The organism is Streptomyces incanus, from assembly GCF_042656345.1.
Classification (GTDB): domain Bacteria; phylum Actinomycetota; class Actinomycetes; order Streptomycetales; family Streptomycetaceae; genus Streptomyces; species Streptomyces incanus.
This window is the reverse complement of record NZ_JBHSPC010000123.1, coordinates 46,749-58,947: the sequence shown is the minus strand read 5'-3', so window position 1 is coordinate 58,947 and position 12,199 is coordinate 46,749. Positions and strand designations below refer to the sequence as shown.

Sequence of the window (12,199 nt, the reverse complement as noted above, 5' to 3'; positions counted from 1 at the left end):
CGGTCACCGCATGACCTGGGCCCTGAAGCAGTGGATCACCGGTTCAGGGCCTGTCCCCGCCGCAGCCGCTCCCCCACCACCGCGAAGTCCTCCTCCGTCAGGCCCCTCGCCGGGGAGCGGCCGCGGGCCCGTCTGCGGTCCCGGGCCGGCGCACCGGGGTCCCGGCGGGATCCCGTCCTCGCGCGGCGGCTGCGGGAGTTGCTCGACGAGCGGGCCGTGGAGGGGCTCGGACTGGCGGAGGCCGCGGGGCTGCCGCCCGCCCATCCCGCCCCTCTCGTAAGGGCGTTCAGCGGCGCCTACGGCATCGCCTCGCACCGGTACCTGATGTCCCGCCGGGTGGGGCGGGCCCGTCGGCTGCTGCTCGACGGGCGGGCGCCGAGCGAGGTCGCAGTGGCCACCGGTTTCTACGACCAAACCCATCTCACGCGGCCCTTCCGGAAGTTGGTCGGGGTCACTCCGGGCCGTTACCGCGCGGAGGGCCGGTGACCCCTGCGCAAACGGGTCACCGGCCCCGAACGGCGAACAACTGAACGGCCGGACGACCTGACGACCGGACGGCGGCTGTCGTGTGCCGCCGCGTCACTTCACGTCGACGTAGTCACCCGCCGCCGTCGCCCCGCCCGTCGTCGACGTCTCGCCGAACGTCCAGCGCCAGTAGCCGTCGGTGGTGGCCTTCACCGTGGTCTTCAGGGCGCCCGTGGAGTTCGCCCGCACGGTCTTGACCGTCGTGTAGGTGCTGGTGCCCGCCTTGCGGAACTGCAGCTTGGCCAGCTTGCTGCCGTAGCCGGTGTACGCGTGCTTCGCCCAGTCGGCGCGCGTCAGCTTGCCCGTCACGGTGAGCGTCTTGTTCTTGGCGACCGGCTCCGGGGAGGCGTTGACCGTGGCCCGCGCGGCGCGCTTGACCTGGACCGTGCCGAAACCGGTCAGATTCTCCTCGGCCTTGAGCTTGGTCCCGGTGGCCCAGAGGCGGACCCAGACAGCGATCTTCCAGGTGGTGGCGTCGTTGTTGGAGTCCAGGGTCCAGCGGGGGTCGATGTAGAGATCGCCGTCGACGTCCGCCGCGCGGGGGGTGGCGTCGTAATAGGTGACGGAGCCCGTGTAGATGCCGCCCTTGTCCAGGCCCTTGGCGGCCGTGGTGTCGTGGTACAGGTACGGGAACGCGGTGATGTCGCGGGACGAGTGGCCCGCGGGCCAGGTCATGCGGAAGCTGACGCTGGGGTACTTCTCCTCGGAGATGCCCACGACGATGGGCTTGCCCTTGTTCACGACCATGTTCGTCACCTTGACACCGGTGTCCGCCGCCTGGGCGGGCGGTGCGGTGAACGCCACGAGGGCGAATGCTCCCGTGAGCGCGGCCGTCAGGGCGGATCTTCCTGTGCGCATGCACGTCCTCTTCATGCACGGGACCCCTGAGACCGGGGTCCGAATCGCGGCAGGATAACAGCACGCTCTCGCGCGTGCGTTCGGGACCTCCCCCGGCTCCGGCCCGCGCGGTCCCTACTTGTCCGAGGGCCGCTCGATCAGCCGGGCGAACGCGTCCAGGTTCCGGGTCGACTCGCCGCGCGACACCCGCCAGGCGTGCTCCTTGCGGATCGCGGTGGCGAACCCGAGCTCCAGAAGGGTGTTGAAGCTTCCGTCGGCCGCCTCCAGGACCTGGCCGAGCAGCCGGTCGACCTCGTCGGGAGTGACGGCGGCCAGCGGGAAACGGCCGGTGACGTAGATGTCGCCGAGCGGGTCCACGGCGTAACCCACGCCGTACAGCTTGAGGTTGCGCTCGAGGAGCCAGCGGTGGACGGCCGCCTCGTTCTCGTCGGGGTGGCGGACGACGAAGGCGTTGAGGGAGAGCGAGTGGCGGCCGACGATGAGGGAGACCGTCGTGGACAGTTTCCGGGTGCCGGGCAGCTTCACCACGTACGTGCCGGGGGCCGGACTCTCCCAGTCGAGCTCGGCGTCCTTCAGTACGCCCTCGACGACCTGTGCCGCCCGCTGCTCCGCTTCCGCCGCCGCCCTGTCAGCCATGGTGGGAGCGTACGTGACGGCGGTGCGCCTGCGTCGCGGCCGTGTAGACGTCGGCCGTGGCGGCGGCCGCCCTGTCCCAGCCGAAGAACCGGGCGTGCCGGGCGGCGGCCCCGCCCATCCGGTCGACGAGGTCCGGTGCGTCGGCGAAGTCGCGCAGCACGCGCGCGTACGCGCCCGGGTCGTGGCCCTGGACGAGGAAACCGGTGTCCCCGTCCCGTACGGCCACCGGCAGTCCGCCGACCGAGGCCGCGAGCACCGGGGTACCGGCCGCCTGCGCCTCTATGGCGACCAGCCCGAAGGACTCGCTGTAGGACGGCATGACGAGGACGGACGCGGCCCGGAACCAGTCCGCGAGCTGCTCCTGCCCGACCGGCGGACAGAACCGTACGACGTCGGCGATGCCCAGGCGCGCGGCGAGTTTCTGCAGCCCCTCGGGCTTGGTGAGGCCGCTGCCGCTGGGACCGCCGACCACGGGGACGCAGATCCTCGAGCGCAGCTCGGGACGCTCGCCGAGCAGGACGGCGACCGCGCGGAGCAGCACGTCCGGAGCCTTGAGGGGCTGGATGCGGCCTGCGAAGAGCGGGATCAGGGCGTCCTGGGGCAGGCCGAGGCGGGCGCGCGCGGCGGCCCGTCCGTCGGCGGGGCGGAAGCGGGACAGGTTGACGCCGGGGTGGACGACGGCGACCTTGTCCCGCTCGGCCTCGTAGTGCCGGACGAGCTCGTCCGCCTCCTCGGCGGTGTTGGCGATCAGCCGGTCCGCGGCGGCGACGATCTGGGTCTCGCCGATGACGCGGGCCGGCGGTTCGGGGGTGTCGCCGGCGGCGAGGCTGGCGTTCTTGACCTTGGCCATGGTGTGCATGGCGTGCACCAGGGGGACGCCCCAGCGCTGGGCGGCGAGCCAGCCGACGTGGCCGGAGAGCCAGTAGTGGGAGTGGACCAGGTCGTAGTACCCGGGCCGGTGACCGGCCCACGCCTGCATCACACCGTGCGTGAAGGCGCACAGCTGGGCCGGCAGCTCCTCCTTGGCGAGGCCCTCGTAGGGGCCCGCGTCGACGTGCCGGACGAGGACACCGGGCGCCAGGTCGACGGTGGGGGGGAGGGCGGCGGCGGTCGCGCGCGTGAAGATCTCGACCTCGATGTTGATCGCGGCGAGGCGCTGGGCGAGCTCCACTATGTAGACGTTCATGCCGCCGGCGTCGCCGGTTCCCGGCTGGTGGAGCGGAGAGGTGTGCACGGAGAGCATCGCCACACGGCGGGGCCTGCGGTACAGGCGCAGCCGCGGGGGTGCGGCGGGGGAGCGCCGCCCGAGCCTGGCGATGTACTGGCTCACGTGCCGGTCCTCCTCGCTGCGGGCATGGCCTTGGGGGGGCATACGGTGCGCCCTCCAGTCCCCAACACCGGAAGGATGCGTTCCAATTTCCGGGCGACCCTCCCGGATCGGGTCTTTACCGAATCATTACCGGGTGTCGCTCAACCGTTCGAGCGCGGGGCGCGCGTGACGCGAAGGGTGCGCGGGACGAGCAGGACGAGCAGGACGCGCAGGGTGCGCAGGGTGCGCAGGGCGGGCAGGACGCGTGGCACCGGCTGATTCGGGCCTGTTCCGGGCACCCCCATACCCTCGTACGCATGACCGCCCGCGCCACCTCCCTCCCCCGCTCTCGGCTCCTCCCCCGCTCTCGGCCCCGCTCGAGCGGGGGGACCCCCATGGGCGGGGGCACCCCCATCGTGGGCGCGGTGACGCGCGGGACGACCAACCCGAACCGCCTGCGCCGCATGGACCGCTGGATCGCGGCCACGCACGGCGCCGAACTGCGCCGCGCCGACCACCCCGTCGCCGTCGACCTCGGCTATGGCGCCGCCCCCTGGACGGCGGTCGAGCTGCTGCATCGCCTCCGTACCGTGGCTCCGCGCGCGCGGGTGGTGGGCGTCGAGATCGAACCGGCCCGGGTCACGGCGGCCCGCCCGTACGAGCGCGAGGGGCTGTCCTTCCGGCACGGCGGCTTCGAGATCCCGCTCCCCGGCCGGCCGACACTGGTCCGCGCGGCGAACGTCCTGCGCCAGTACGACGAGGCCGAGGTCGCCGCCGTGTGGCAGCGGCTGTGCGCGCGACTCGCCCCGGCCGCCCCGGGACGGGGCTCGCGCGGAGGGCTGCTGATCGAGGGGACCTGCGACGAGATCGGACGGCGGCACGTATGGGTCGCCCTCGGCCCCGAAGGGCCGCGCACGGTCACCTTCGCGACCCGCCTCGGCTCCCTGGAGCGCCCCTCGGACCTGGCGGAACGCCTGCCGAAGGCGCTCATCCACCGCAATGTCCCCGGCGAGCCGGTGCACGCCTTCCTGCGCGACTTCGACCGCGCCTGGGCGGCGGCGGCGCCCTACGCCTCGTACGGCGCCCGCCAGCGCTGGATCCGTACGGTGCGGAATCTCGCGGCCGACTGGCCGGTGACGGACGGCCCGGCGCGGTGGCGGCAGGGCGAAGTCACGGTGCGGTGGGAGGCCCTGGCGCCCCGGGGGTGAGTCGGCACGCGGGGGCGGGCCGGCACTCCGAGGGCGAGTCGGCGCTCTGGCGCTCCGACATCCGGACCGGCGCCAGGAACGATCCCCGTGAGTCGTTCGTCACATCGACGGGGTGATCGTCATGATGAGGAGGGAGGTACGGGAAGTGTCACCTCTGGTCACTTCACAGGTCGGCGTGGCAACATCCCCCGAGTGACGGGATGTTACTGATTGGTTAATCAGTTTGGGGGCGGGGTCATGAAGGCGGACAGGCGCACTCTGACGGCGACGGCGGTGACCGTGGTCTGCGCGATCACCGTGCTGGCGGCACCCGGCGCGGCGTTCGCGGCCCCCATCCCCCCACCTTCCCCGAGCGCTACCGCGAGCGCCGGCACGCATCCCGGCGCGGGCCCCGAGGCCGCACCGTCCAAGGATCTCGAAGCCGTACGCAAGAAGATCGACAAGCTCTACCGCGCGGCGGCCGTCGCCACCGAGGAGTACAACGCCGCCGAGGAGAAGACGAAGCAGCAGTCCGCCGAGATCGTCAAGCTGACCGGGAAGATCGTCAAGGGCCAGGAGAAGCTGGACGATCTGAAGGACCGCGCGGGCACCGCGGCCGCCTCCCAGTACCGCGGCGGCGGGTTGCCGCCCGAGGCCCATCTGATGCTGAGCGACAACCCTCAGGACTTCCTCGTCGGCGCGGGCCGGATCCGTCAGGGCCAGCACGCGGCCCAGGGCCTGCTCGGTGACATGAGGCGTACCCAGGAGGATCTGGAGCAGTACGCGGAGGACGCCGAAGCCCAGTGGCGGAAGCTGGAAACGGGCCGCAGGGCCAAGGCCAAGGCGCAGAGGAAGATCGAGAAGAAGATCGCGGCGGCCGAGAAGATCGAGTCCGAACTGGAGCGGGAGGAGAAGGAGCGCCTGGCCGAACTGGAGCGGCAGGCCGCCCAAAAGGCCCAGGCCGCCTGGCTGAACTCCGGCGCACTCGAAGGCACCGCGGCCGAGGCGACCGGACAGAGCGAGAAGGCCGTCGCGTACGCCACCGCTCAGCTCGGCAAGCCGTACGTGTGGGGCGCCGAGGGCCCAAAGGCCTACGACTGCTCGGGGCTGACCTCACAGGCGTGGCTATCGGCCGGGCAGGCCATCCCGCGCACCTCGCAGGAACAGTGGAGGCAGCTGCCGCGCGTCGCCGTCAAGGACATGCGGCCGGGCGACCTCATCATCTACTGGGACGACGCCAGCCACGTCGGCATGTACATCGGCGACGGCGCCATGGTGCACGCCCCGCGCCCGGGACGGACGGTGACGACCGCCGGCGCCGGTTCGATGCCGATCCTCGGGGTGGTACGCCCGGGTGGGACCGCCGGCGAAAGCGGAAGCGACAACGCGGGCGGGAGCAAGAACGGGAGCGGGAGCAGGAACGAGAGCAGGAGCGGGAGCGGAAACGCGGACGCGGCATCGCACACGACCGAGGACGCGAAGGCGCGCCCGGGCGCGGACACGGCCGCGGACTGAACGACCCGGGTCCCGCACCCTCCCACTCCGCTCGACCCGCTCGACCCGCCCCGCTCGCTCCGCCCGTGACCTGCACCATGTGACCCAATCCACGCAATTGGCGCCGTCAAACCCCCGCGGACGTGACGTTCGTCATTCCGGCTGCATCTCCGAGCCTGTCCAACTGCTGCCCATAACGCGGCATATGACACTGGCTGACGGCCGAACGGCGTGCTGCACACCATTCCGCTGCGGCGCCGACACCCGCTATCGTCCCCGCTGGAAAGGGGCGCCCCTGCTCGCACAAAGCTGGTGAGCACGGGACGGGCCGAGAGCCCACACCCCCCACCACGCCCTCGGGGGGAGGGAAGGAACCCGGAACCATGCCCGCACCCGTACCGCGGCAGAGAACGCTCCCGGCCGCGGAAAGCGGTCAGGCGCACGCCGCATCCATGAACAGCGGCCCCACCGAGGGCGCCCCGGAGGCAGGGACGAAGGCCCCGCACACGGCGGGACACGCCGCGAACCACATGGGGAAGGTCAGGACCAGGATCACGCCGGACAGCGCCGAGGCGACCTCGACCGCCCCCACCAACCTCACCCTGCTGCTGATCGAGGACGACCCGGCAGGCTCGCCGATCGTGCCCGACCTGCTCGACCGGAGCGGCAAGCCGATCCGCGTCCGCACCGCCCGCAACCTCACCGAGGCCGCGCGGCTGCTGACCGACGACGTCCACTGCATCCTTTTGGACCTCGCCCTGCCCGCACCCGGCAGCCGGGCGGCAAACAGCGCGAACAGCAGCAGCGGCAGCGGCGGGAGTGACGAGAGCGGCGGCGGTGAGGGCGCCGACGAGCTCGCCGTGCTCAAGCACGTGCTGGAGCTCGCGCCCCGGCACGCCGTCCTCGCGCTGACCGCGTCCGGCGACGCCGAGCGGGGCGCCGAGGCGGTGCGCGTGGGCGCCCAGGACTATCTCTTCCGCGACGAGTTGGACAGCAGGCTGCTGAGCAGGGCGATCCGGTACGCGGTGGAGCGGAAGCGGTCCGACTCGGCCGAACGCCGGCTCGCCGAGGGCAGACTGCACGCCCGGGAGAACCGCCGGCTGGAACGCGGACTGCTGCCGACCCCGCTCCTGGACGGCTCCCCGCTCCGCTTCGCCGCCCGCTACCGTCCGGGCCGCTCGCGCGCCCTGCTCGGCGGTGACTTCTACGACGTCGTCCGCACCCCGGACGGCACCGTGCACGCCATGATCGGCGACGTCTGCGGCCACGGTCCGGACGAGGCCGCCCTCGGCGTGGAGCTGCGGATCGCCTGGCGGGCGCTGACGCTGGCGGGCCTGTCCGGGGACGAGCTGCTGGGCACGCTGCAGCAGGTGCTGGAACACGAGCGCGCGGACGACGAGATCTTCGCGACCCTCTGCGCGGTGGACATCTCCCCCGATGGCCGGGAGGCGGGCCTGTGCCTGGCCGGCCATCCGTCACCGCTGCTCGCCCGCCCGGGAAACCCCGCGCAGCTGCTGCCGTACGACGACAACGGCCCCGCGCTCGGGCTGCTGCCCGGCGCCCGCTGGCCGCGTACACAGGTGGAACTGGGCGCCGAGTGGAGCCTGATGCTCTACACCGACGGCCTGATAGAGGGCCGCGTCGGCGACAGCGGGGAACGGCTCGGCCAGGACGGCATGGTCGGCATGGTCCGCCGTCAGCTCACCGACGGCCTGCGCGGCAAGGAACTGCTCCGGGCGGCGGTCAACGAGGTCCGCGACCTCAACGGCGGCGAGCTGACCGACGACGTGGCGGTACTCCTCCTGGACCGGGTGCCGCAGCCGTAACCGTGGCCGGTCCAGTTCTCGGTCCGCTCCGGTCCGCTCCGGTCCGGTGCCTTCTACCGTCCGCCGTTGTACGGGCCGTAGGGGCCGTCGCTGCTGGAGCCCCGGTGGCTGCGCCCGCCGCCGGAGAGGCCGCGCAGGGCGGGACGGACGTCGACCATGTAGACGATGGTCGCGATCAGCCCGATGATCGGCAGGAACGACAGGATGTTGAAGATCAGGTTCACCACGAAGGCGATCCCGAGGATGATCAGCCAGAACGGCTTGGTCTTCTTGTCCGCCGCGCGATAGGCGTCCTCACGGCGGATGGCCGCGTCGATCAACGCGAACCCGCTGAAAACGATCAGGGCCATGCTCAGCAGCCACATGAACCCAGCGAAGCCCTGCATCAGCACAACGTCCACCACCCGATTCGGCTCGTCCTTACGCGGTCACCGTACCCGCAACCGCCGGCCGGCTGTCCTTAGAACGGGCCGGGCACCGAGAGAGTGCCCAGCCCGTTCAGTTCCCCCCACTGCTCACCGCTGTCGCTCCGCTCGCGGCTACTTGGCGGGCGGCGTCGGCTTCTTGGTCGTGGCCTTGCGCATCGAAGCCTTCTTGGCGGCGGACTTCTTCGCCTCGTCGGAGGCGAAGGCGGCCGGGTCGGCCTTGCCCGCCTCGTCCTCCTTGACCTCGACGACCTCGAGCTTCGGCTTGGGCTCGGCCTTCGGTTCGACGGCGACGGCGAAGTCCTCGATGCCCTCGGCGGCCTCGCCGCGCCAGGTCTTCACGGTCTGCTCGCCGTGCTCGGCAACCTTCTCGTACGTCTCGCGGGCCTTGACGGCGTACTCGGCGGCGACACCGACGCCACGCAGGGCGAGGTCCTGAGCGGTCTCGCCGAACTTCTTGAGGTCGGTGTCGAGCGAGCCGAAGAACTCGCCGACCTTGGCCTGGACGGTCTCCTGCGTCTCCTTGACCCTGATGGTCGCCTTCTCCTGGACGGCCTTCGGGTCGGCGTGACGCACGGCCTCGATGCGCGAGGGAGCCTCGGCGCGGATCTGCTCCACCAGCCCCGGCACCTTCTTGGCCTGCTGCAGAGCGAGGTCGGCGGTGCCGGCGGCGAAGTAGAGGGGGGTCGGGTTGCTGAGGGTCTTGCGCAGGTCGTCGGTGATGGCCATGGTGAGGGTCCTCCCGGATTCTTTTTTCGGCTGAGGGTCTGTGTGATCCGCGGCGGCGGCCGGTGCCCTGGTCCGGCTCAGCCGGCCGTCTGCTGCGGATCGGTGTCGGTGCCGCCGGTTGTACGGGGGCGGCGCTTGGCGGACGTGCCGCCCTTACTGGTGGAGGGAGGCCGGCGCTTGGCGGACGCACCGCCACCGCCCTGACGCCCCCGCCGTATCCCGGCACCACCCCCGGAACCGTCCGCGGTGTCCGAAGCCTCCGCGACTACTTCCACGGCCTCGGCTCCCTGAGCAGCATCGGCACTTCCCGTCGTCTCACCGTCCTCGGGACCCACAAACCCGTTCTCCTTGCGGAAGGACTCGTAGATCTGGAGCAGCACCTGCTTCTGGCGCTCGGTCAGGGCGAGATCGGCGAGGATGACGGCCCGTGTCTCCACGTCGTCGCGGTCCCGCTCGGCGTCGAGGATGCCGGCGCGCACGTACAGCGTCTCGGCGGAGATCCGCAGCGCCTTGGCGACCTGCTGCAACACCTCCGCGCTCGGCTTGCGCAGCCCGCGCTCGATCTGGCTCAGATACGGATTGGACACCCCGGCGGCATCGGCGAGCTGCCGCAGCGACAACTGCGCGTTGCGCCGCTGCTCGCGTAGATAGTCACCGAGATTGCCGACGTTGAGTGATGCCATGCCTCCACCCTGCCGCACCTCGCTAACTATTGCAAGCACCTGCTTGCAATAGTGCGCCATATTGTGCACGGCCGAGCGTGATCCACCCCCGGTGTCCCTTCCCCGCGCTTGTGCGGGTTTCCCACTGGATCTGCTCGGTGAAGTGATGAGTCCCGGTCGTTCCGCGCAGTGAGATCTCTTGCAGGCTGCCCTTACGGACGTCGCGCGACGAAGACGAACTCCCTGCCCGGTCTGTCAGGAGCGTCGCGTACGTCCTCCACCACGTACCCCTGCGCGGTCAGCTCGGCCTCGACCTCCTGTCGCCCACGGAAACGCACAGTGGAATCCGACGTCAGCACCTGCCCGTCCGCGCCGAACACGTACGTCCAGCGGAACGTCACCAGCGGTTCGCTCACCTCGATCAGCTGGACCCAGCTCTCGACGGTGCCGACGCCCGGGATCTCCGTCACCGAGTAGGAAGCCTCACGGTTCCACTCTCCCCAGGCGCGTCTGGCCGGGTCCCGGGTCTCGAAGACCAGATGCCCGCCGGGTCGCAGTGCTTCGTAGGCCCCTCGCAGGGTCTCCCGCCACGTCTGTGGATCGGCGATGGCCTGGGCCACGTTCGCCGTCATGGTCACCAGGTCAACCCGCAGCGGCGGGAGCGTCGCCGCATCACCACAGATCCAGCGCACGCGCTCACTGCCCGGCTTGCCGCGCGCCACGTCGACGGATGCCTGGGCGGGATCGACGCCGACCACCTCGATCCCGCGATCGGCCAGCAGGAGCGCGAACACGCCTGTCCCGCAGCCGATGTCCAGCACCCGACGCGCTTCGAACTCATCCGCCATGTGGACGTACGCGTCGAGATCGCTGCGGTCAGGGTCGAGTGGGTCGTAGATCGCGGCGAGGCGTGGATGCCCGAAACACTCGTCAGCCATGCGACCGAACGTATGGGCAACCGCGTTCGGGCGTCTACGGTTCGGCGGGCCCACGTCCCGGGACACCTGTATCGACGCCATGCGCGTGGATCGACGCCATGCGCGCCCGCTTCCCGCGCCCGTGACCCGGATCCATGGGTGGCGTTCTGCGGATCGGCGGCGATCACTCATGCCGCACGGGCTTCGGGACGTTCGACGAGGCGGACGAGGGCGGCGAGGTGGGGCGCGTTCACGGGCCGCGGCACAGAGCACCACGGCGCCGATCCGGCCTCGGAGGCGGTCCGGACGATCCGTCAGTTCCAGGAACTGCTGCAGGAATGGGTCTGCGGTCCCGCACAAGGGGGAGACCATCGGACGGGGCCCGGCAGAACCCTTGGTTGACCTTCACCCTGGGGGAGCCCTCAGCATCGCTGGGGCCGGGCGACGTGCTCGGCATGAGGAGGGACGAGCATGGGTTTGCTGACCATCGGGACGTTCGCGAAGGCCTCCCGGCTGTCGCCGAAGGCGCTGCGTCTTTACGACGAGCTCGGCCTGCTGACCCCCGCGCGTGTCGACCCGGTGACCGGCTACCGCCTCTACGCACCGGAACAACTGGATCAGGCCCGGCTGGTCGCCTGGCTCCGACGACTGGGAATGCCCCTGGCCCGCATCCGACGCGTCTGCGGCCTGGAGACAGCCTCGGCGGCCCAGGAGATCCGCGCGTTCTGGGCCCAGGTCGAAGCCGACACCGTCGCACGACGGGACCTGGCCGCCTTCCTCATCGACCACCTGTCCTGGAAGGACCCTGCCATGACCTCGACCGCCAAGCCCCTGGGAATCCGTTACGCCGCTCTTTCCGACACCGGTCTCGTCCGCGAGAGCAACCAGGACACCGCCTACGCCGGGTCCCGTCTGCTCGCCGTCGCCGACGGCTTCGGCGGTCGAGGAGCCCCCGCGAGCGCGGCCGCCGTCGACGCGCTCAAGCACCTCGAAACCGACAGCATCACGGCGGGCAATCTGCTCGACGTCCTCGAAGACGCGGTCGAGCAGGCCAAACAGGCCGTGCACGGTGTCGCCGGGACCGGCTCCTCCCCCGAAGAGGCCGGGACCACACTCACCGCGATGCTCTGGACCGGATCACAACTCGCCCTCGTCCACATCGGCGACTCCCGCGTCTACCTCCTGCGCGACGGAGAGCTGTTCCAGATCACCCACGACCACACCATGGTGCAGTCGATGGTCGACGAAGGACGCCTCAGCCCTGAGGAAGCGGCCTCCCACCCCCAGCGGTCGCTGCTGATACGCGCTCTGAGCCGAGGAGCCGAGGGCACCCCTGACATGCGCCTGCACGATGCCCGGCAGGCAGACCGGTACCTGCTCTGCTCCGACGGCCTGTCGGCCGTCGTGCCGACCGAAGAGATCCACCGGGTGATCTCCGAGGTCACGGAGCCGGAGCAGACAGTCCGCAAACTCATCGCCCTCGCCAACGGCTCCGGCGGCCCCGACAACGTCAGCTGCGTGGTCGCCGATGTCGTGGAGCTCCAGCCCTAGGAGCGAGCGGCCCGCACGCCGGGTGGCACCAGTCCGCTCCCACGGACTCGCCCTGGCGGAAAACCACGGGGCACACCTCC

At 71.2% G+C, this 12,199-nt stretch carries 12 protein-coding genes; 5 read left to right on the top strand and 7 right to left on the bottom strand.

The window, feature by feature from the left end; all coding sequences use genetic code 11:
- Positions 1-486: helix-turn-helix transcriptional regulator (locus tag ACFP2V_RS32965; protein WP_381218947.1), on the top strand; the 486-nt coding region annotated here is incomplete at its 5' end.
- A gap of 93 nt (positions 487-579) precedes the next feature.
- Here the strand turns inward: ACFP2V_RS32965 and ACFP2V_RS32960 are convergent.
- The 3 genes from ACFP2V_RS32960 to mshA form a co-directional block, all read right to left on the bottom strand.
- A complete protein-coding gene (locus tag ACFP2V_RS32960; protein ID WP_381218946.1) occupies positions 580-1,383 on the bottom strand; it encodes a hypothetical protein in 804 nt (267 codons plus the stop codon).
- Between the two features lie 114 nt (positions 1,384-1,497).
- Positions 1,498-2,019 carry a type III secretion system chaperone family protein gene (locus tag ACFP2V_RS32955; protein ID WP_381218945.1) on the bottom strand — a complete coding sequence of 174 codons (522 nt, stop codon included), beginning with the start codon at positions 2,017-2,019 and terminating at the stop codon, positions 1,498-1,500.
- Positions 2,012-3,349 (bottom strand): D-inositol-3-phosphate glycosyltransferase, encoded by a 1,338-nt coding sequence (gene mshA / locus ACFP2V_RS32950; RefSeq protein ID WP_381218944.1) that lies wholly within the window; start codon positions 3,347-3,349, stop codon positions 2,012-2,014. The genes ACFP2V_RS32955 and mshA overlap by 8 nt, the downstream gene beginning before the upstream one ends.
- Positions 3,350-3,744: 395 nt before the next feature.
- Between mshA and ACFP2V_RS32945 the strand changes: the two genes are divergently transcribed.
- The 3 genes from ACFP2V_RS32945 to ACFP2V_RS32935 all read left to right on the top strand — a co-directional run bounded on the left by ACFP2V_RS32945 (position 3,745) and on the right by ACFP2V_RS32935 (position 7,835).
- A complete protein-coding gene (locus ACFP2V_RS32945; RefSeq protein WP_381218964.1) occupies positions 3,745-4,536 on the top strand; it encodes a class I SAM-dependent methyltransferase in 792 nt (263 codons plus the stop codon).
- Positions 4,537-4,773: 237 nt separating this feature from the next.
- Positions 4,774-6,030 carry a C40 family peptidase gene (locus ACFP2V_RS32940; RefSeq protein ID WP_381218943.1) on the top strand — a complete coding sequence of 419 codons (1,257 nt, stop codon included), beginning with the start codon at positions 4,774-4,776 and terminating at the stop codon, positions 6,028-6,030.
- Between the two features lie 362 nt (positions 6,031-6,392).
- Entirely contained in the window at positions 6,393-7,835 is a 1,443-nt protein-coding gene (locus tag ACFP2V_RS32935; RefSeq protein ID WP_381218942.1) for a PP2C family protein-serine/threonine phosphatase, read from the top strand.
- A gap of 53 nt (positions 7,836-7,888) precedes the next feature.
- Here the strand turns inward: ACFP2V_RS32935 and ACFP2V_RS32930 are convergent, their stop codons facing one another.
- The 4 genes from ACFP2V_RS32930 to ACFP2V_RS32915 form a co-directional block, all read right to left on the bottom strand.
- Positions 7,889-8,221: a DUF2516 family protein gene (locus tag ACFP2V_RS32930; RefSeq protein ID WP_381218963.1), complete on the bottom strand. Its 333-nt coding sequence runs from the start codon at positions 8,219-8,221 to the stop codon at positions 7,889-7,891.
- A 153-nt stretch (positions 8,222-8,374) separates the two neighbouring features.
- Complete coding sequence (locus ACFP2V_RS32925) at positions 8,375-8,989, bottom strand: hypothetical protein (RefSeq protein ID WP_381218941.1); 615 nt, start codon at positions 8,987-8,989, stop codon at positions 8,375-8,377.
- A gap of 77 nt (positions 8,990-9,066) precedes the next feature.
- On the bottom strand, positions 9,067-9,672 hold the full coding sequence (locus tag ACFP2V_RS32920; protein ID WP_381218940.1) for a helix-turn-helix domain-containing protein: 606 nt from the start codon (positions 9,670-9,672) through the stop codon (positions 9,067-9,069).
- A gap of 191 nt (positions 9,673-9,863) precedes the next feature.
- The gene (locus tag ACFP2V_RS32915) at positions 9,864-10,589 is read right to left on the bottom strand and encodes a class I SAM-dependent methyltransferase (protein ID WP_381218939.1); all 726 of its coding nucleotides are present in this window, start codon (positions 10,587-10,589) and stop codon (positions 9,864-9,866) included.
- Positions 10,590-11,039: 450 nt separating this feature from the next.
- On the opposite strand from ACFP2V_RS32915, the gene ACFP2V_RS32910 reads away from it, so the two are divergent.
- Positions 11,040-12,119 carry a protein phosphatase 2C domain-containing protein gene (locus ACFP2V_RS32910; RefSeq protein ID WP_381218938.1) on the top strand — a complete coding sequence of 360 codons (1,080 nt, stop codon included), beginning with the start codon at positions 11,040-11,042 and terminating at the stop codon, positions 12,117-12,119.
- The last annotated feature ends 80 nt before the right edge of the window (positions 12,120-12,199 follow it).

What these genes read in the sequence shown, in the direction of transcription:
- ACFP2V_RS32960 (WP_381218946.1), bottom strand. Translation starts at nt 1,383, where the DNA reads ATGCGCACAGGAAGATCCGCCCTGACGGCCGCGCTCACGGGAGCATTC.
- ACFP2V_RS32955 (WP_381218945.1), bottom strand. Translation starts at nt 2,019, where the DNA reads ATGGCTGACAGGGCGGCGGCGGAAGCGGAGCAGCGGGCGGCACAGGTC.
- ACFP2V_RS32940 (WP_381218943.1), top strand. Translation starts at nt 4,774, where the DNA reads ATGAAGGCGGACAGGCGCACTCTGACGGCGACGGCGGTGACCGTGGTC.
- ACFP2V_RS32935 (WP_381218942.1), top strand. Translation starts at nt 6,393, where the DNA reads ATGCCCGCACCCGTACCGCGGCAGAGAACGCTCCCGGCCGCGGAAAGC.
- ACFP2V_RS32930 (WP_381218963.1), bottom strand. Translation starts at nt 8,221, where the DNA reads ATGCAGGGCTTCGCTGGGTTCATGTGGCTGCTGAGCATGGCCCTGATC.
- ACFP2V_RS32925 (WP_381218941.1), bottom strand. Translation starts at nt 8,989, where the DNA reads ATGGCCATCACCGACGACCTGCGCAAGACCCTCAGCAACCCGACCCCC.
- ACFP2V_RS32920 (WP_381218940.1), bottom strand. Translation starts at nt 9,672, where the DNA reads ATGGCATCACTCAACGTCGGCAATCTCGGTGACTATCTACGCGAGCAG.
- ACFP2V_RS32915 (WP_381218939.1), bottom strand. Translation starts at nt 10,589, where the DNA reads ATGGCTGACGAGTGTTTCGGGCATCCACGCCTCGCCGCGATCTACGAC.
- ACFP2V_RS32910 (WP_381218938.1), top strand. Translation starts at nt 11,040, where the DNA reads ATGGGTTTGCTGACCATCGGGACGTTCGCGAAGGCCTCCCGGCTGTCG.